The organism is Streptomyces hebeiensis (assembly GCF_052983195.1).
The window spans coordinates 3,493,292-3,509,789 of the sequence record NZ_CM129812.1; the positions used below are offsets into that span (position 1 = coordinate 3,493,292).

13 protein-coding genes are annotated in these 16,498 nt (G+C 67.3%); 4 read left to right on the forward strand and 9 right to left on the reverse strand.

Features of this window, described 5'->3' with window-relative positions; all coding sequences use genetic code 11:
* Positions 1-299: 299 nt before the first annotated feature.
* Together ACU6P3_RS15280 and ACU6P3_RS15285 are read right to left on the reverse strand one after the other, a co-directional pair.
* Positions 300-779 (reverse strand): hypothetical protein, encoded by a 480-nt coding sequence (locus ACU6P3_RS15280; RefSeq protein ID WP_447197581.1) that lies wholly within the window; start codon positions 777-779, stop codon positions 300-302.
* Positions 780-861: 82 nt separating this feature from the next.
* Positions 862-1,548, reverse strand: a complete 687-nt coding sequence (locus ACU6P3_RS15285; protein WP_447197582.1) for an SPDY domain-containing protein — start codon at positions 1,546-1,548, stop codon at positions 862-864.
* A 262-nt stretch (positions 1,549-1,810) separates the two neighbouring features.
* On the opposite strand from ACU6P3_RS15285, the gene ACU6P3_RS15290 reads away from it, so the two are divergent.
* The gene (locus tag ACU6P3_RS15290; protein ID WP_447197583.1) at positions 1,811-3,049 is read left to right on the forward strand and encodes an IS256 family transposase; all 1,239 of its coding nucleotides are present in this window, start codon (positions 1,811-1,813) and stop codon (positions 3,047-3,049) included.
* Positions 3,050-4,123: 1,074 nt separating this feature from the next.
* On the opposite strand, the gene ACU6P3_RS15295 is transcribed toward ACU6P3_RS15290, so the two are convergent.
* The 7 genes from ACU6P3_RS15295 to ACU6P3_RS15325 all read right to left on the reverse strand — a co-directional run bounded on the left by ACU6P3_RS15295 (position 4,124) and on the right by ACU6P3_RS15325 (position 11,290).
* Positions 4,124-4,711 (reverse strand): hypothetical protein, encoded by a 588-nt coding sequence (locus ACU6P3_RS15295; protein WP_447197584.1) that lies wholly within the window; start codon positions 4,709-4,711, stop codon positions 4,124-4,126.
* Positions 4,712-5,112: 401 nt separating this feature from the next.
* The gene (locus ACU6P3_RS15300) at positions 5,113-6,135 is read right to left on the reverse strand and encodes a glycosyltransferase (protein WP_447197585.1); all 1,023 of its coding nucleotides are present in this window, start codon (positions 6,133-6,135) and stop codon (positions 5,113-5,115) included.
* A 1-nt stretch (position 6,136) separates the two neighbouring features.
* Positions 6,137-7,429, reverse strand: coding sequence for a serine--tRNA ligase (serS, locus tag ACU6P3_RS15305; protein WP_447197586.1), 1,293 nt, complete (start codon positions 7,427-7,429; stop codon positions 6,137-6,139).
* The gene (locus tag ACU6P3_RS15310) at positions 7,422-8,132 is read right to left on the reverse strand and encodes a histidine phosphatase family protein (protein ID WP_447197587.1); all 711 of its coding nucleotides are present in this window, start codon (positions 8,130-8,132) and stop codon (positions 7,422-7,424) included. Before ACU6P3_RS15310 ends, serS begins: the two co-directional genes overlap by 8 nt.
* Positions 8,129-9,055: an aminoglycoside phosphotransferase family protein gene (locus tag ACU6P3_RS15315; protein ID WP_447197588.1), complete on the reverse strand. Its 927-nt coding sequence runs from the start codon at positions 9,053-9,055 to the stop codon at positions 8,129-8,131. The genes ACU6P3_RS15310 and ACU6P3_RS15315 overlap by 4 nt, the downstream gene beginning before the upstream one ends.
* Positions 9,055-10,305 carry a methionine adenosyltransferase gene (locus tag ACU6P3_RS15320; RefSeq protein WP_447197589.1) on the reverse strand — a complete coding sequence of 417 codons (1,251 nt, stop codon included), beginning with the start codon at positions 10,303-10,305 and terminating at the stop codon, positions 9,055-9,057. Before ACU6P3_RS15320 ends, ACU6P3_RS15315 begins: the two co-directional genes overlap by 1 nt.
* A gap of 91 nt (positions 10,306-10,396) precedes the next feature.
* Complete coding sequence (locus ACU6P3_RS15325) at positions 10,397-11,290, reverse strand: phosphotransferase family protein (protein ID WP_447197590.1); 894 nt, start codon at positions 11,288-11,290, stop codon at positions 10,397-10,399.
* A 215-nt stretch (positions 11,291-11,505) separates the two neighbouring features.
* Here ACU6P3_RS15325 and ACU6P3_RS15330 point away from each other — a divergent pair, with 215 nt between their 5' ends.
* The 3 genes from ACU6P3_RS15330 (at position 11,506) to ACU6P3_RS15340 (ending at position 16,433) form a co-directional block, all read left to right on the forward strand.
* Positions 11,506-12,726 carry a helix-turn-helix domain-containing protein gene (locus ACU6P3_RS15330; protein WP_447197591.1) on the forward strand — a complete coding sequence of 407 codons (1,221 nt, stop codon included), beginning with the start codon at positions 11,506-11,508 and terminating at the stop codon, positions 12,724-12,726.
* A gap of 10 nt (positions 12,727-12,736) precedes the next feature.
* Positions 12,737-13,219, forward strand: a complete 483-nt coding sequence (locus tag ACU6P3_RS15335) for an NUDIX domain-containing protein (RefSeq protein ID WP_447197592.1) — start codon at positions 12,737-12,739, stop codon at positions 13,217-13,219.
* Between the two features lie 625 nt (positions 13,220-13,844).
* A complete protein-coding gene (locus ACU6P3_RS15340; RefSeq protein WP_447197593.1) occupies positions 13,845-16,433 on the forward strand; it encodes a GmrSD restriction endonuclease domain-containing protein in 2,589 nt (862 codons plus the stop codon).
* Positions 16,434-16,498 lie beyond the last annotated feature (65 nt).

Here is a 16,498-nt window from a genome sequence, read left to right on the forward strand (position 1 = left end):
CGTAGCCCTCACCCAGATCACTCTCGTCCAGGAGCCGCTTCGTCAGAGTCGGCGACGACAGTGGAACGGACACCGAGGCCCTCCCATCCTCTGAGCTCGCCGAGAGGGCCGTCGAGGGAGTGGGGCCGATGGAATCAGCCCTGCTGGTCGAACACCCGGTCAGGGCAAGGGCCGTGAGGCTGAGGACGGTCGTGGTGCGAAGGCGCATGCGAACCCCTTGATGATCTGCGGAGCGGACAGGTTGACCAGGCCGGCTCTCCAGCGCCGGGCGGGAAGCGGGGCCAAGTGGGCTTCGGGGTTCAGTGGCCGAGGTGGCGCAGCCCGTCCTCAAGGGTGGGGTGCCAGCGGTCGGCCGGACCGGAATGGCGGTTGTACCAGGCCGCGTCCAAGCCCAATTCCCTCGTCGTATGGCCAGCACGGCATCGCAGCCACACCGAGTCGTCGCGCATGCAGAGGACAGCCCAGTTCCGGTACTCGCCGCACTCGGAACACTCGCGGACCTCACCGCCAATGACGAGCGGCTGGTCCCAGCGCATCATGAACCCGGCGACGTCCTGGCGGGACGGCGCCTTGAATTCCGGAGGTAGGAAGTCGGGTTCCCTCGCAGCCTCCATCGCAGCCTCAGCGGTAGTGGCGACCGAGTCGGGTGTATCGGGCCAGGGCATTTCGGCGTGCATCTGCAGCAGCGCTTGGCCCGCACGCTGCGCATCACGGAACCTACGATCGGCGCGGGCACGTCGCTGGAAGATTCGGAACATATGGGTCTCCTTCTCTGCCATCTGGCGAGTTCGGGGGTCGGTCCGCCCAGGGAAATGGCGGGCGGCGGGAGCGGCACAGCAGCTACTGCCGGAACGCGGGTCGTCAGCTGCGACGGACGACCATGAGCCGGCCCTCGGCGTCCTTGGGCAGGGTCCGGCGGGACACCAGGGCCGGCGAGGCCAGAGAGGAGGCGAAGGCGGCGACCAGGTCATGGGGGACGCTGGCGCTGAAGCTGGCGCACCACAGATATGGGGCGCCGAGAACGAGTTCCGCCCACGCCTGCCACCCCATCAAATCAGGGCGTGGATCCGCGTCCTGGACCAGTGACGGCTGCAGCCCCAGGGAGACGGTGGCGGAGAACCCGGGGTCCATAGCGGTGGTGTGGGGGCTGTCCGGGTCACGGACCCAGCCTTGGGCACCGAGTGCGTTGAGGACCGTCTCGGGGTCTTCGAAGCCGATGTCGGGTGCCTCGCGAGCGTCGATCGTCACGAGGAGGTCGGCGAGTGCCTCATACGGGATGCCGGCGGTGAAGTAGGCGTTCCACTCCGTCATGGCGGAGTCGGCACGCGGGCGGGCGCTCAGTTGCCAGGCCACGGGCAGTCCGCCGAGTTCGAACGGGTAGGCCGAGAGGATCCACTCGGCGCCGCACAGCCCGTCCGGGCTCACGTACAGCAAGGTGTTGCGGGAGGTGGGCCACATGCGCCAGCCGAGGCCGGTCAGGGTGGTCCCGATCTGCTCGGCTAGAGCGCTGTCGTCACCGGCCAAGTGGCGCGGGGTGACCCAGTACAACGGCTCCTGCGAGTCGGGGCAGAGGGGATCGCTGGGGTGGTGCGGGTACAGGGGCGCCTCCGTGGGTTCGGGGGTGGGTGTTCGGGCAGGGCGTTGTACGTTGACATGACTTGCGGCCGGGCAACAGTGGTTGCGTCCAGGGAAGTGGTGTACGGGTTCGACCTGATCCGGGGGTTTGCTCCGGCATCGGGATGGTGCCCGCATAGATGAACGGCCACCGGCTGATCTTCGAAGTGTCGAAGCCTCGAAGGAGATCAGCACGATGACCGCACCCGACAGTCTGCCCCTGCACGCCCTCGCGGAAGACAACCTCGCCGCGGCGAGTCCCGATCTGCTGCGCGCGATGGTGAAAACGTTCGCCGACGCGCTCATGTCCGCGGAGGCCGATGCCCTCTGCAACGCTGAATACGGGCAGGTCAGCGACGAGCGCGTCAACCACCGCAACGGATATCGCCCGCGTGAGTGGGACACAAGGGCCGGGACGGTCGAGCTGGCTGTTCCCAAGCTGCGCCAGGGCAGTTACTTCCCGCACTGGCTCCTCGAACGGCGCCGTCGGGCCGAGCAGGCCCTCATCTCGGTCGTCGCGACCGCCTACGTGCTCGGCGTGAGTACACGCCGGGTCGAGAAGCTCGCCGCATCCCTCGGCGTCACCCAGCTGTCGAAGTCGCAGGTCTCGGCGATGGCCAAGCACCTGGACGAGCAGGTTGCCGCGTTTCGCAACCGGCCCCTGGACCAAGGGCCTTACGCGTTCGTCTGGGTCGACGCACTCACCCAGAAGGTCCGCGAGGGCGGTCGGATCATCAACGTCCATGCGCTCATCGCGGTCGGCGTCAATGCCGACGGCCACCGCGAGATCCTCGGCATCGACGTCGCCACGGCCGAGGACGGTGCCGGCTGGCTCGCCTTCCTGCGCTCGCTGATCGCCCGCGGCCTGTCCGGCGTCCAGATGGTGATCTCCGACGCCCACTCCGGCCTCGTCGATGCCATCGGCGCGGTTCTGCCAGGTGCTTCCTGGCAGCGCTGTCGAACTCACTACGCCCGCAACTTGCTGAGCCAGGTTCCGAAATCGGCCCAGCCGTGGGTGGCCACGCTGCTGCGGACGGTCTTCGAACAGCCCGACACCGACGCCGTCCAGGCCCAGATGCGGCACGTCCTGGACGCATTGGAAACCAAGTTCCCCAAAGCCGCAGTCCACTTGGACGCCGCTCAGCACGACCTGCTTGCGTTCACGGCCTTCCCGCGCGAGATCTGGCGGCAGATCTGGTCGAACAATCCGCAGGAGCGGCTGAACAAGGAGATCCGGCGTCGCACCGACGTAGTCGGAATCTTCCCCGACCGCACCGCGCTGATTCGCCTGGTCGGAGCGGTCCTGGCCGAGCAGAACGACGAATGGACCGAAGCCCGCCGCTACATGGGCCTCGACCTGCTGGCCAAGGCCCGCCTCCACCCGATCGAGTCAGAAACCGACGAGACCACCCTGCCCACCGAGCTCACCGCATAGTCTCAAACGAGATCACCGAGTGGCCGTCGATACACCACTCCCGCGGACGTGACCGCAACAGTCCTTTCTTGGGCTTTCCTGTCTGCCCCGGGCGAACTGAAAGGAAGCGGGACGCATTTACCCTCGTATGCGGGGGTGGATCGCGTTCACTCTGCCTGTGCACGGGAGCAGTGGTCCGGGTCCACCGTGCTCCGGAGCGTCCGCGAACTGCTGATGGTCACCTGGCTCGCGCGGAAGCCAGCGCCGATCCGCGCGCCGCCGAAGAAACCGAGAAGCGAGTCGAGACGCTGCGGTCAGGTGGCTCACGGCGGGCTTGGTCACCGCTCTGAGAGAGTCCGGCTTGAAGCCAAACGCGGAAGCCGCAGGCTTGTTCCGCGAAGTCGCGGAACTCCATGGCCGCCTCATGCGCGAACAAATGTCGATGCAGCCCGTTCAACCACGAGTGTCCCGGGGACGCGTCTGCTCCTCCCGGGAACAAGACCAGTCTTCGGACCAGGTGCCGCATCGTCGGGACTATCGTGCGGCGGGTGCGCGAGGTCGAATACGAGAGCCGCGGTGTGCCGTTGGAGGACTACCAGCTCACTCAGCGGGATCACCGCTGGCAGAAGGACTTGGAGGCCATCTGCCGGGCAGCACGACGGCAAGTCGAACAACACTTCGCCCAGCTGCGCGAGGACCCAGAAATGGCAGCGCGCGATCAGGAGGCTCGGACACGAGTCCTGCAGGAGATCCTTTCGTGCAGGACACCTGATCACCTGATCATGCGCTGGCGGGTACGCCTCTACTGCGGTCACATCACCGAAACCACACGCCACGCGGAGAACGCCCAGCCCACGCTCCATGGATCTTCCAAGATGCGGTGCCCAGAGTGTGGGCAGGACCCATCGGCCATTGTCGCGTTCGAGCCCATCGGCCTCGTCGCCGAGCCATCCTCGCCGCCAACACCGTCATCGCCTCCGCCTTCGAGAAAGCCAACACGAGGAGAGCTCGAACGTCGTGTGGCCGCCTTGGAGGCGGAGAATGCACGCCTTCGTACTTCTCGATCATCAGGCTGACAGGCAACGGGATTCGCACCTACAGACGCATCTCTTCCTCGATGGCACGGGCGATCTCTGGCCACGGTGCGCGCAGCGCACCAACGAGCGACCAGTAGGCGTACATGTCCCGGACCAGAGCCCCAACGCCAAGACGTGCGGCACCTCGGTCGATGGTGCCTATGACACGTCGGGTGATTCCTCCCGCCCCTCGGGCAGCTGGGGTGATCCCGTGTCCGAGGAGGAGCGTGGCCGTGCGGATGGCATCCAGCGTGGGCGGCGGCGCAGTCCCGGCGAAGCTGCCGTAGATCAGCTGGTGCCAGCGCTCTTGGGTGCGAGCCCATGCCAGGCGTTCCAGGCCGCTACCGAGGTCTACGGCCATCCGACCGGGGTGTTCGGTGTTCCCCAGGAGGACGATGTCGCCAAAGGTGTGGCCCAGATGGCGGAAGCGCAGTGTGACGCCCTCGACCTGACGCCGGCGCCACGAGGTCAGGTCGCCGTCGAAACTCAGGTGCCTTGCGTGGAAGCCGAGTTGGGAAAGAACTGTCAGCCAGCCATCGAGAATGGCGCCGTACTCGTCCAGGCTGCCTATGGGTTGGACCCGGGACACATTGACGAAGGAGGTCAAGAAGCCGTCCTTCAATTGGCCTGTGGCATCACGCTGGCCTGTGAAGCGGACGACTGGCTGGGGAAGGAACCCGCTTCGGTGCGTGCGAAGTTGGCCGTCTTTGAGGAGTGGGTCGAGTGCCTGGACCGCGGAGATGGTCAGTTCGGTCTCCCGCCCCCAGCGGAGAGGAAGGCAGGCATCGCGTGGGGCCCCAACTCGCGCGAAGCCAGTCTCCAGGGAGTCGAGTAGCTCCCCCCATGAGGGCGGCCTGCGCGGTGACCTGTAGGGGGTACCGCGGTTCGGGTGGAGGATCTGGATGTGACGGCCGTCGACCGTGAACTCCCAGTGGGGGCCTAACGCAGCACGCAGTACACCGGGTATCTGCTGGGGCAGGTCGTCCCCGAGCACGCGGTTCGCGCGGGTCAGCACGATCGCGTCGCCATCGCCTGGAAGTGGCGGACCGGGTCGAAGCGCTGCATCCCGATGGCCTGGACCCGGCGGTGGTCGAGGTCTTCCGCCTGCTGGATCTCGTCGGCGAGCATTCGCGCTGCCGTCTCGTCGTCCTCCAGCGTGTCAGCGACGGCGACCCCACCGGTCTCGTTGCACAGGGCCGCCTGGGCGCATGTCCCTTCCCGCCAGGTCAGAGCCGCCATGGGGGTGCCGGCGCGAAGGGATTCACCGAAGACAGCGGCACCGGCTTCCACGTACGCACGGGCGTACGTGTAGACGAAGACGGACGCCTCGGCGATCGCGGCCGTCTTGGCGGTGCCGCCAAGTTCCCCGACCCACTCCACGTGTTCGGCGCCGAGGAGGTCCTCGTGGCGGCGCACATATTGCTTGTCGAAGACCGGGCCGACAATTCGGATCCGGCGGCCGAGGATCTGTGCCGCCCGCACCGCGATGTGTGGGGCCTTGTCCTCGTCGATCCGGCCTAGCCAGACGAGGTCGGTTCCGGCGGTGGCCGGAGGTTCCTCCTCGTGGAGGCCCAGGTGAACAGCAAGTTCGGGTATCGGCCGGTGGCTGGCATAGCGCTCGGTCATCTCGGGCGAGTAGCAGTAGAGCCGCGAACGCTTGCCGTCGAAGGCGGTGTCGGTGTGCTGGAAGACCGGCGAGTGCTGGAACGTGGCGACGTCGCAATCCAGCTCGCACCATGTGCGGGTCCAGGCCGGAAGGGACGGGTACTCGTGTCCCACGATCAGGAGGTCGTAGCCGCTGTCGCGCAGCTCTCGCTCGGCGAGGGTTCCGGGCTTGATGTCCTCCAGGCGGACCGGCTTGCGGACCCAGTCGTGTTCCAGGTCCGTGAGCCAGCCCGGCCCAAGAAGGTGTACGTCGGCGCCTGCGGCTCGGGCGCCTGTGGCGACCGCCCACAGCCATCGTTCGATCCCGCCGTAGCCGGCGGGTGGAAAGGCGTAGCTACCAGGGAAGTCGCAGACGCCGACGAGCACGTTATGCCTCCGGTGTTCCGTCCACCGAGATACGGCGGAAGCCGAGGTACGGGACGAGAGATTCGGGCAGGAGGATGGAACCGTCCTGCTGCTGGCACTGTTCAAGGAGAGCGGCCAGAGTGCGGCCGATAGGCAGACCGGAGCCGTTGAGGGTGGCGACGAGCTTGGGCTTGCCGTCCTCGCCACGAGTCCGGATGTTGGCCCGGCGGGCCTGGAAGGTACCGAAGTTCGAGACCGAGGAGATCTCTCGGTACGTGTTCTGGCTCGGAATCCAGACCTCGATGTCGTACGTGAGCTGGGCGGAGAAGCCAGTGTCACCGGCAGCCAGCTTGACGACGCGGTAGGCGAGGCCGAGTTCCTTCAGGCATGCCTCGGCGTGGCCGACCATCGTCTCCAGCGTGGCGTCCGCGTCCGCCGGATCGACCATCTGGACGATCTCCACCTTGGCGAACTGGTGCTGACGGATCAGGCCCCGGGTGTCGCGGCCGTACGACCCGGCTTCGGACCGGAAGCACGGTGTGTGCGCGGTGAGCGCCAGCGGCAGCTCGGCCGGAGGGATGATCTCGTCGGCGTAGAGGTTGGTCAGCGGCACCTCGGCCGTCGGGATCAGGAACAGCTCGCGGTCGGCGACGCCGGTCTTGAACAGGTCCTCCTCGAACTTCGGTAGCTGCCCCGTGCCAGTCATCGTCTTGCGGGTGACCAGGTACGGGACCGCGTGCTCGACGTACCCGTGCCGACGGGTGTGCAGGTCGAGGAAGAGTGTGGCCAGGGCACGCTCCAGCGCTGCTCCGGCGCCGCGCGAGACCGCGAAGCGCGGGCCGGACAGCTTCGTCGCCCGAGCGAAGTCAAGAATGCCGATGGCCTCACCGAGGTCGACGTGGTCCTTCGGCTCGAACGGGAAGGCCGGCGGAGTACCGACCCGCCGGATCTCGACCGCGAAGTCCTCGGAGTCGCCGTCCGGGGCCGCGTCGTCCGGCAGGTTCGGGATGCTGAGGAGGAGGTCGCGGAGCTGTTCCTCGACCTGCACCTGCCCGGCCTCGATGTCCCGGATCTGGTCCTTCAGCTCGCGGGCGCGCTCCTTCAGCTTGGAGATGTCGCCGCCCAGCTTGGCCGTCTGCTGGACCTCACTCGCCACCCGCTTGGACTCAGCCCGCAGCTCGTCGGCCGAGCGGATGTTCTGGTTGCGCCGAGACTGGAGGGACTCCAGCTCGGACAGGTCCAGAGAGTAACCGCGGCGAGCGAGCCGACGAACCGCTTCGGCACCCATTTCAATCAGGGCGCGGGCATCATGCATGAGGAAGATCCTTTTGATCCGGCTGGTGGGATACGGAATCGACGGTAGCAACCGCCGAGCCCTCACCGATCCGGAATATGTCCGCGCCACCGCGGTCGGCGCGATCTCCGGGAACCTCCCTGTCGAGATCACTCATCAGCGCCGTGATCCAGTTCGGCAGCTCGTCGTCGGGTATGGCGATCGGCTCGACGTACGGCGCCTCCGGGAAGAAGAGCGGCATGGCCTCTTTCGGAGATCGGTTCTGATGCCAGAGGAGCACGGAGGCCAAAAGGCCGTGGCCTACGAGAACGCGGGGCCCGGGTCGGTCCAAGGTGGCGAGCAGTCCGGTGAGCATCCTCCGGATGCCGTCGCGCTGGGACTCGGTACCGCCCGCAGGGCGCTCGTTCGGACCCTGGCCGTCCAGCCAGACCGCGTACTCCAGGAACGGGCGGCCCTCGAACTCTCCGTAGTCGAGTTCATTCAGGCGAGGCTCGATGACCAGTTCCGCCGCCGGCACGCCCATCAGCAGAGAAGCTGTCTGCTGGGCACGCGGGAACTCGCTGGTCAACCACGTCCGCACGGTGTGGAGGGGAAGGGTGGACCAGCCCAGGCTCAGCGATTGTCGACCCTCCTCGGTCAGGTGGATGGGTTGGGACGGGTCGCCGTTGACGAGGTACCGCTTGCTGTAGTTCGTCTGGCCGTGGCGGAGGACGTAGGTGGTCACACGCCCCTCCTCGGGGTCGACGCGGAAAGGCCGGCGAGCACTTCCGCCATCCGCGGTGCTCTCGGGTCCCCGGCCTCCAGGTAGTAGAGGAGTCCGTCGAGGGCCAGCGCTCGGCACCACGGCGCGAGTACGGGAACGGGGATCCGCGAGATGCGGGCGGCAGCGGCCAGCCGCCCGTCGGTCCCGTGCCCGAGGTCGTAATAGACGGCCCAGAAGGCCCAGTCGAATGCCGCGTCGCCCAGCATGGGCAGCGGATCGAGCAGGCGAGGGTGCCCCAGCAAGTCGAATGGCACGTTCTCCCGATACAAGTCCGCGTGCAGGACAGTCATCCTGCCTGGGTCTTCCTGCAGTCCGGCGAGCGCCGGGAGCGCGGCGTCGACGAGCAGACGCCATGCGTCGAGGTCGAGCGCCTCCATCCGTCGCCGAATCCGCGGCAGCATCTCCGTGCCAAGGTAGTCGGTGAGCAGCGGGAAGCTGTTCGCTCGCCTTCGGCGCTGGCCGAGGGTGTGCAGCCCCTGCAGTGCAGCCGCCACCATCTGAACCTCGCGCGCTGGCCGCTCCGCGCCACCAGGGCGCCCTCCCACCAGCTCCAGGGCAGCCACCGCCAGGTCGTCAGCGGCCTCGATGACGTCCGAAGTCGGTCCGCCCGCCCACAGTCGCAGTGCGCTCACTTCGTGGCGATACCGGGCGGAGTCGGCCCATGCCTTGAGGAGCAGCGGACGCCCGTCGAGGGCGGTCGCTGTCGCAATCACCGAGGCGTGTCCGGCGTCGTGATAGTCGCCGAGGGACAACTGCCAGCATTCCGCGGCCTGTTCCAGCAGGGCTGGTGCTGCGTCCAGCCAAGCCTGGGCTTCGGGCCCGTAGTGCGCGAGCAGCCGCTGTCTGCACCCTGCGGGAACCTCTCCGAGCGTCCGCATCACCATCAGCTCAGCACGATCCCGTCAGAAACCAGCTCGTCCGTCAGGGCCGGGAACTCGCCGAGCGCCTCAGTGACCAGGGCCTGCACCTTGTCCACCTCGACGTCGGGAGAGGACAGGCGGACGAGGACGCGCCAGGGCTGATCGAGCCGCTGCCCAGTCGTGCTCACCAGGTGCACCTCGGCGTGCCCACCGGTCGCCTCGTGGAGCCGGTTGGCGAGGCGCTGCGCGGCGACGTTGTACAACTTGCCCACGTGGTAGACGGGGTTCTTGCCGTTGGCGCCCTCAAGGTTCATCGGGCGCAACGGTGTAATCAGCCCGTTGACCCGGTTTCCTCGCCCCACGACGCCTTCGTCACCGGACTCGATCGAACTGCCGGTGTAGGTGAGGTACAGCTCGTCCTTCTCCGGAACGTCGCGAGCATTCAGCCGGAAGCGCGCCTCCGCTCCAGGCAGCCGGAGGCCGGCGAGGCGGTGGCACTCGGCGAGGACGGTCTCCGCGTTGCGGACGTACTCCGCCCGGCTGGCGACGTGACGCGACTTCTGGGGGACGCACAACACGATGTCGGCCTGAGTTCCGTCCCAGTAGCCCATGAGTTTGACGTCCGAGCCGCACCAGGCGTGGGCGAGCGTGAACTCGCTCTTCCCGGAGAAGTGGTCCACCAGTTCCCTTACGAACGACTCGAACGGGCTCTCCGGCGCCCAGCCGGTGCCGAGGGACGTGTCGTTGGAGAGCCGTACCCGCCGCTCGCGGAGATCCTCGACGGAGCGCGGGTTGAACCAGCGGGTGCGGTCGGGCACCCCGTTGCCGGTGAGGACGGCACCGGGGCTCGAATTGCTGGTGATGTTGAAGACGATGTCGAGGTGGGCCGAGACCTCGGGCAGTCGCTCGGCGAAGAACGCCCGGACCTCGGCCTCCACGATGTCCTCGACCGGAATCAACTCGCCGCCGCACAACGGCGCAGCCCTCCCATTGACCAGGACACGCACCGGCGATGTCATCCGGCCGGCCCCGTACCGCACTTCGCTGGCTCCACCGAGGAGGGCTAGCTTGTCGAAGTTGTGGTGCAGGACGGCGCCGAACTGCTGAACGGTGTAGCGGCTGTAGGCGCGGGACAACCGCTCGGCGAGATGGTCGGCCAGGGTGTCCGGATGGCCGAGCCCCTTGCGTTCCACGATGGTCGTCGCGTCCGGCTGGGCCATGCCGGTGTCGATGACGATGTGACTATTGTCGATGGTCGTGCTCGTACGAGGCATCACGAACTCCCTTTCAGGGATGGGCAGAAGGGGATGAGAAGGGGATGAGCGCAGGCGTCAGCACGCCTGGACGAGCGGTGGAGCGGAGAATTCAGCGAGGGACGCCAGCAGCGCGGAGGAGCGCGACCGACTGAGCAAGCGACCGGTACGCGGAGGCAGCCTGTTCCTCGGCAGCGAGTCGATAGACGTCTTGGGTGGTGATGAGGTCGATGTCCCTCGTCCGACGGCGATCGAGCCAGAGGAGGAGGCGCCAGGCCAGGACCGGCCCGCTGAACGGCAACCGGGTCAGGAGATCGACCGGGATGCGTCCAGGCGGCATACCCCCGTACAGCAGGTCGCGTACGAGGTGGAACGCCACGTCGGTGTAGTCGAGTACGGCTGGTCCGCAGGCACTCGCCTCCCAGTCGAGGACGTGCAGGCGCTCACCGTCGATGAGGAGGTGCTCGGGCTTGAGATCACCGTGCAGGCGAACGACCGGATGGGAATCGATCGGTTGGAGGGCCTCACTCAGTGCCGCCCACCAGGGAAGCGACCGACAGTGAGAAGAGAGCTGATCGAGCAGGAATTGGTGCGAGGAAGCGACACTTGCTTGCCGTGCTTCCCAGCCGGAGCCGGGAGTGGCGCCAGCGGCAGGCCGGTGCAGCCTGCCGCTCACAGCCACGACGTGACCGATGTACTCCTCAATCGCTGAGCGCGTGCTTACCGAGCACGGCGCGCCGTCCACCGTTCGGAATGCCGTCCAAGACCCGGCCCCATCGTTTCCCGTGGCCAGGACCGCCGGGACCGAGATACCCCACAGGGCAGCGCTCTCGACCGTTTCGACCTCACGCTGGCGCCGTCCCTCGGGGTCGATGCCCACGTAGATCTTCAGCAAGGCACTGCCGTCCGTGGCGAACCGCATTCTTGAGTACGGCTTGAGGGCTGCCGGGCCGAACGGGCCTAGACCCTGCTCGATCCATGGCTCCGCCGTCTTCGTGCTGCGCACCCTCCGCACCTCCAGTCCGTATCAGCCAGCCGCGCCCTGCTTCCATTTGAGAGGCAGGACTGATCACCAAAGCCAGCCGAAGCGGAGGGAGTTGACCTCTCTGCCCGGCGGCATTTTCGATCTACTGCGACAGTAGGTACGGCACCCCGCAGCACCCCGGAAAATCCTTCCGGGGTCGATTCCGGCCACGAGGTGATGCTCAGGACATGCGAGGGATGACAGAGAACCTGACCATCGGCGAGCGCGTCGCCTGGTACCGGCGCCGGCGCGGCCTTTCCCAAGAAGTCCTGGCCGGCCTTGTCGGGCGGACCACGGACTGGCTGAGCAAAGCGGAGAACAATCGGATCGAGCTCGACCGGCTCTCGGTGATCACCTCACTCGCCGAGGCCCTCGACGTCTCCCTCGGAGACCTGCTCGCCGAACCGACCCTTATGGAGTGGTCGAACGACAGCGGCCGCCGCACGGTCCCCGCCCTGCGCGAAGCCCTCATGGACTACAAGCAGCTCACGCCCCTGCTGGGGCCTCCGCCCGATGACGAACCGCCCGGCTTGGAGGACCTTCGGGCCAACGTGAGGGAGATCCTCGACGCCTATCAGGCGTCTCGATACGGCTTCGCCACACGACGCCTTCCCTTCGTACTGGCCGATGCCCTCGCCGCATCCCGCGGGTACTCGGGGCACAAGAGGGAGGAAGCTCATGCCCTGCTCGCCCTGACTTACCAAGGCGCAGCCATGGTGCTGGGCAAGGTCGGGGAGTCGGAGCTGGCATGGATCGCCGCCGACCGCGGCCTGGCGGCCGCGCAGCACAGCGGCCAGAGCGTGGTGACGGGCTCGCTCTTCCGGGCGGTCACACACTGCCTGCTAGCCACCGGGCGCTTCACCCCGGCGGTCCAGCTGGTGAACGATGCCGCGGCCGTGATGCAGCCCGGCTTGGGCACCGCGAACGACGAATACCTCTCGGTCTACGGCACCCTCTTCCTCGCCGGTGCCATGGCGGCCGCCCGAGCGGAGGACCGGGCGACGACGCAGACCTTCCTTCGAGAAGCCGACGAAGCCGCACAGCGGTTGGGCACCGATGCCAACCACCTGTGGACGGCCTTCGGCCCGACGAACGTGGCCATCCACTGCGTCGCCACCGCCGGAGAGCTCGGAGACATTCAGATAGCCGCGGACCTCGGGCAACGCATCGACACCAGCGGCTTACCTGTGGAACGCCGCGTGAGGCACAACCTGGAAGTCGCCCGAGCACTCAGCGCCTGGAATCGGACCGACGAAGCCCTAGCCACCCTTCTGGACGCCGAACGGGCTGCCCCCGAGCAGGTGCGCCACCACTACCTGAGCCGGGAACTGGTCATCAGCTGGATCCGAGGTACCCGAGGCCGCCCAGCCCAGCCGGTCGCAGACCTGGCACGCAGACTCGGCGTAGTCGCCGGTTAGAGTCCGTCCCGTGAGCGAGAACGAGCACGAAGCGAAGATGGCCCACCCGCGCATGGCAGCCGGCGCACTCTTCTTTGACGACGCCGACCGGGTCCTGCTCGTCGAACCCTCGTACAAGGACTACCGCGACATCCCCGGCGGATACGTCGAGCAAGGGGAGTCCCCCCGACAAGCCTGCGTGCGCGAAGTCGAAGAGGAGCTGGGCATCAAGCCCCACATCGGCCGCCTGCTCGTCGTGGACTGGGCGCCGAATCCAGGGGAGGGAGACAAGGTCCTCTACCTCTTCGACGGCGGCCGTCTCAGCGCGGACCAGCGCCAGAAGATCGCGCTGCAAGCCGACGAGCTCCGCAGCTACGACTTTCACCCCGCCGAGCAGCTGCCAGAGCTCACCATCCCCCGCCTCGTACGCCGGATCACCGCCGGGATCCAGGCCCACGCAGCCGGCCTGACTGCCTACCTGGAACAAGGGGTGTCGCCAGAAACGGGGGCTTGACCAGGTGGCGCCTGGCCCGCGCCAGCATCCGGGAAGGTGCGGGCGATCGGCTGGGAGAAAGCGCTGGTGCTGGTCGATGGGGAAGGCGCCGAAGGCGCTTACTTCCAACCGAAGTTGGCGCTCGGGAAAGAGCTCCGCGTTCAAGGACAGGACATGGGCAGCCGTTACCGAATGCGGACCACGTCAAACGTAGACAGATAGGCCCGCTCTGCCACCATGCTCAGGACGTATGCCTGACCCTCGTCTGCCAGACGGTGCCGGTCAGTGAACTCGGCGGCCCGGTCCGCGAGCGTTCCCCGCCGGTCTACGAGTGTGTTGTCGAGGTCGAAGAAGACCAGGAGCGCCGCACATCTCGCACCGTAATGCTGCAGCGCGTTAGTTCGTCGAGGTCATGTCTCCTGTAGTGACGTAGTCGCGCCTTCTACGGCTAAATCGGCCGGTCATGTGGCTTTTGCGGAGTCCTGCTTCGAGCCCGAAAATGTGTGGCAGCGAGCCCTTGCGCAGCAGGGAGGCCCGGCTCCCGAGAGACACGTAACCGCTACTGATGCAGTCTAGGACGAAGACACTCCCACCCTCGATAGTGGAAAATAGGTCGTCCGGGACTCGGCGGGGGGGAAAGACGCGCGTGCACGCTCAGGAGACCACATTCAACGAGCTCGTCCAGGGAGAGAAGCAGTACCAAGTGCCGCTCTATCAGCGCACCTACAGCTGGCAGCGGGATGAGCTACGGCAACTCTGGGACGATGTTCAGGAGTTGGTCGAGGAGCACCTGGAAGGACGGCCCCCCGCGGCGCACTTCCTCGGCTCCGTTGTGCTGGCCCCGGGACGGATCACCGCCGGCGGCATGCAGCGTTGGCTCGTAGTCGACGGCCAGCAGCGGCTCACCACTCTCATGCTGGCCTTCACGGCGTTGCGCGACCGCCACCGGGAACGCGGCGCGGAGCAGAAGGCCGAGCGCATCCACGACCTCGTCCTCGTCAACAAATACCGAAGCGGCGACGACCACTACCGGCTTCTGCCCACGCAGGCGGACCGCGACGCCTTCACTGCCTGTGTCGAGAGCTCACCCAGGGCGGGCGGCCCCGGCAACGTGGGCGCCGCCTACCGGTTCTTCCTGGGCGCCCTCTCAGAAGGCGAGGAGAACGCCGGTGAGACGTGGACGGACGCGGTGGAGACCGTGCTGAGCGGTCTGCTGTCGATCGTGGAGATTACCGCGTCGGAGGGCGACAACGTCTACCGGATCTTCGAGTCGATCAACAACACGGGGGTCGGACTCAGCCAGAGCGACCTCCTGCGCAACTACCTCTTCATGTGTCTGCCGACCCGGGGCGAGTCTGTCTACCAGAATCTGTGGCTGCCCATGCAGGAACGGCTGGGCCCCGCCAACCTCGAACTCCTCGTCTGGCTTGACCTGGTGGTGGCCGGCAACAGCCGGGCGAAGCAGAGCGAGATCTACCGGGACCAGAAGAAGCGCCTGGAGCCCCTGAGTTCCGACGAAGCGGCCCTGGAGGCCGAGATCGCCTCCCTGGCCCGCCGGGCGGAGCGTCTGATGCGGATCCTGGAACCCGAGCGGGAGCCCGACCCGGAGCTGCGCGAAGTTCTGGAGAGGCTCTCCCGGTGGGGTGGCCAGACCCACTACCCGCTGGCACTCCATCTGCTCGACCGCGTGGACGACGGGCAAGCCACACCGCACCAGGCCGCCCGCGCACTGGTATACGCCGAGAGCTACATGGTGCGGCGCCTGTTCACCGGGCACTCCACCACGGGCAGCAACCGGGTGTTCATGGAGATGGCCAAGGAGATGGAGAAGGACGACGACCCGGCCGAGGCCGTAAGCCGCTTCCTGTCGAAGAGCAAGACGGGTGCCCGCGTCTGGCCCGACGACAACGCCGTCCGCGAGGCGATCCGCACCCGGCCCTTCTACAAGGCGGGCCGCAGCAACCAGCGGTTCCAGGTGCTGCGCAGACTGGAGGAGAGCTACGGAGCCAGCGAACCAGTCGACTACGCCAAGGCGCACCTGACCGTCGAACACGTGCTGCCGCAGAGACCCGCACACCAGTGGCTGGACCTGCTGGCCGAGGAGACCGAGGACGGACAGGGCCCCGAGGAACTCCACGCCCTACTGGTCCACACCCTGGGCAACCTGACCCTCTCGGCCGACAACGCGAAGCTCTCGAACCATCCGTTCCGCCGCAAACAGGAGATCCTGGACTTCAGCTCCCTGCGGATGAACCAGGAGATCGCGGGGCGGGAGCGCTGGGGCAAGGCGGAGATCCTTGATCGTGCCGCTGCCCTCGCCGACCGGGTGGTACGGCTGTGGCCCGGACCCGTCGCGGGCACGGTCCCGCTGGACGACGAGTGGTCCGGCTGGAAGGAGCTGCGGGCTGCGCTTCTCGCCATGCCGGCCGGGACGTGGACGACGTACGGTGATGTCGCGGCGCTGATCGGCACCCACGCCGTCCCGGTCGGCCAGCATCTGGCGTCCAAGGTGGGCCTGCACGGCGCCTACCGGGTGCTGACGGCGGACGGCCGCGTCTCGGCGGGCTTCAGGTGGCCGGATGGCCAGGACCTCGGTGATGTGCGAACCCGTCTGGAGGCCGAGGGAGTTTCCTTCGACGACGCGGGCCGGGCCCGCCGATCCCACCGGCTGACGACCTCCGACCTGGCGGCCCTGCTTGGCAAGGACGTCGCCGATGATGAGGCCGAGCCGTCACCGCAGGCCGACGGTGACGAGCAGCTGTCAGCTTCCGGCCGGTTCGAAACGCAGCTGCGCGACAACCAGACCGAGGAGACCGTCGACGGCGTCCTGGACGCCCTGCGCTTCTGGGAGCAGCAGGGCGGTCATCTCGCTTACGGCCGAGCGAGCGAGACCAGTTGCTTCCCCACAGTGCGTTTCGGCAACGCCCCCGCTTCCCGAGAGCTGTGGCCCCTGGCTCTCTACCCAGTCTCCGGCACCGTCGAGGTCGTGTTCCAGTATCTGAAGAAGCGTCCCCCGTTCGATGACGAGCCGCTGCGGCGCGAGTTGATGAACCGCCTGAACGGGATCGATGGCATCGACCTGGCCGAGGCGAAACTGGACCTTCGCCCGTCCTTCGCGGTGGAGGTCTTCGCCGCGCACAGCGAGGAGATCTGCGCGGTGCTGGAGTGGTTCGCGCATACAGCGGCCCTGGCAGAGGCCCGCCGTATGGTGGACGAGAACCCGGGCACTCCCTGACACCCTCCGTGCCCCCTCAAGTGGGGTGTGGGGCGACGACACCCTCCTGGCCCCACGCACGTCAT

Bases quoted from the DNA above. Each gene is read 5' to 3' on its own strand.
- ACU6P3_RS15280 (WP_447197581.1), bottom strand. From the start codon at position 779: ATGGCAGAGAAGGAGACCCATATGTTCCGAATCTTCCAGCGACGTGCC.
- ACU6P3_RS15290 (WP_447197583.1), top strand. From the start codon at position 1,811: ATGACCGCACCCGACAGTCTGCCCCTGCACGCCCTCGCGGAAGACAAC.
- serS (WP_447197586.1), bottom strand. From the start codon at position 7,429: ATGCATGATGCCCGCGCCCTGATTGAAATGGGTGCCGAAGCGGTTCGT.
- ACU6P3_RS15315 (WP_447197588.1), bottom strand. From the start codon at position 9,055: ATGGTGATGCGGACGCTCGGAGAGGTTCCCGCAGGGTGCAGACAGCGG.
- ACU6P3_RS15320 (WP_447197589.1), bottom strand. From the start codon at position 10,305: ATGCCTCGTACGAGCACGACCATCGACAATAGTCACATCGTCATCGAC.
- ACU6P3_RS15330 (WP_447197591.1), top strand. From the start codon at position 11,506: ATGACAGAGAACCTGACCATCGGCGAGCGCGTCGCCTGGTACCGGCGC.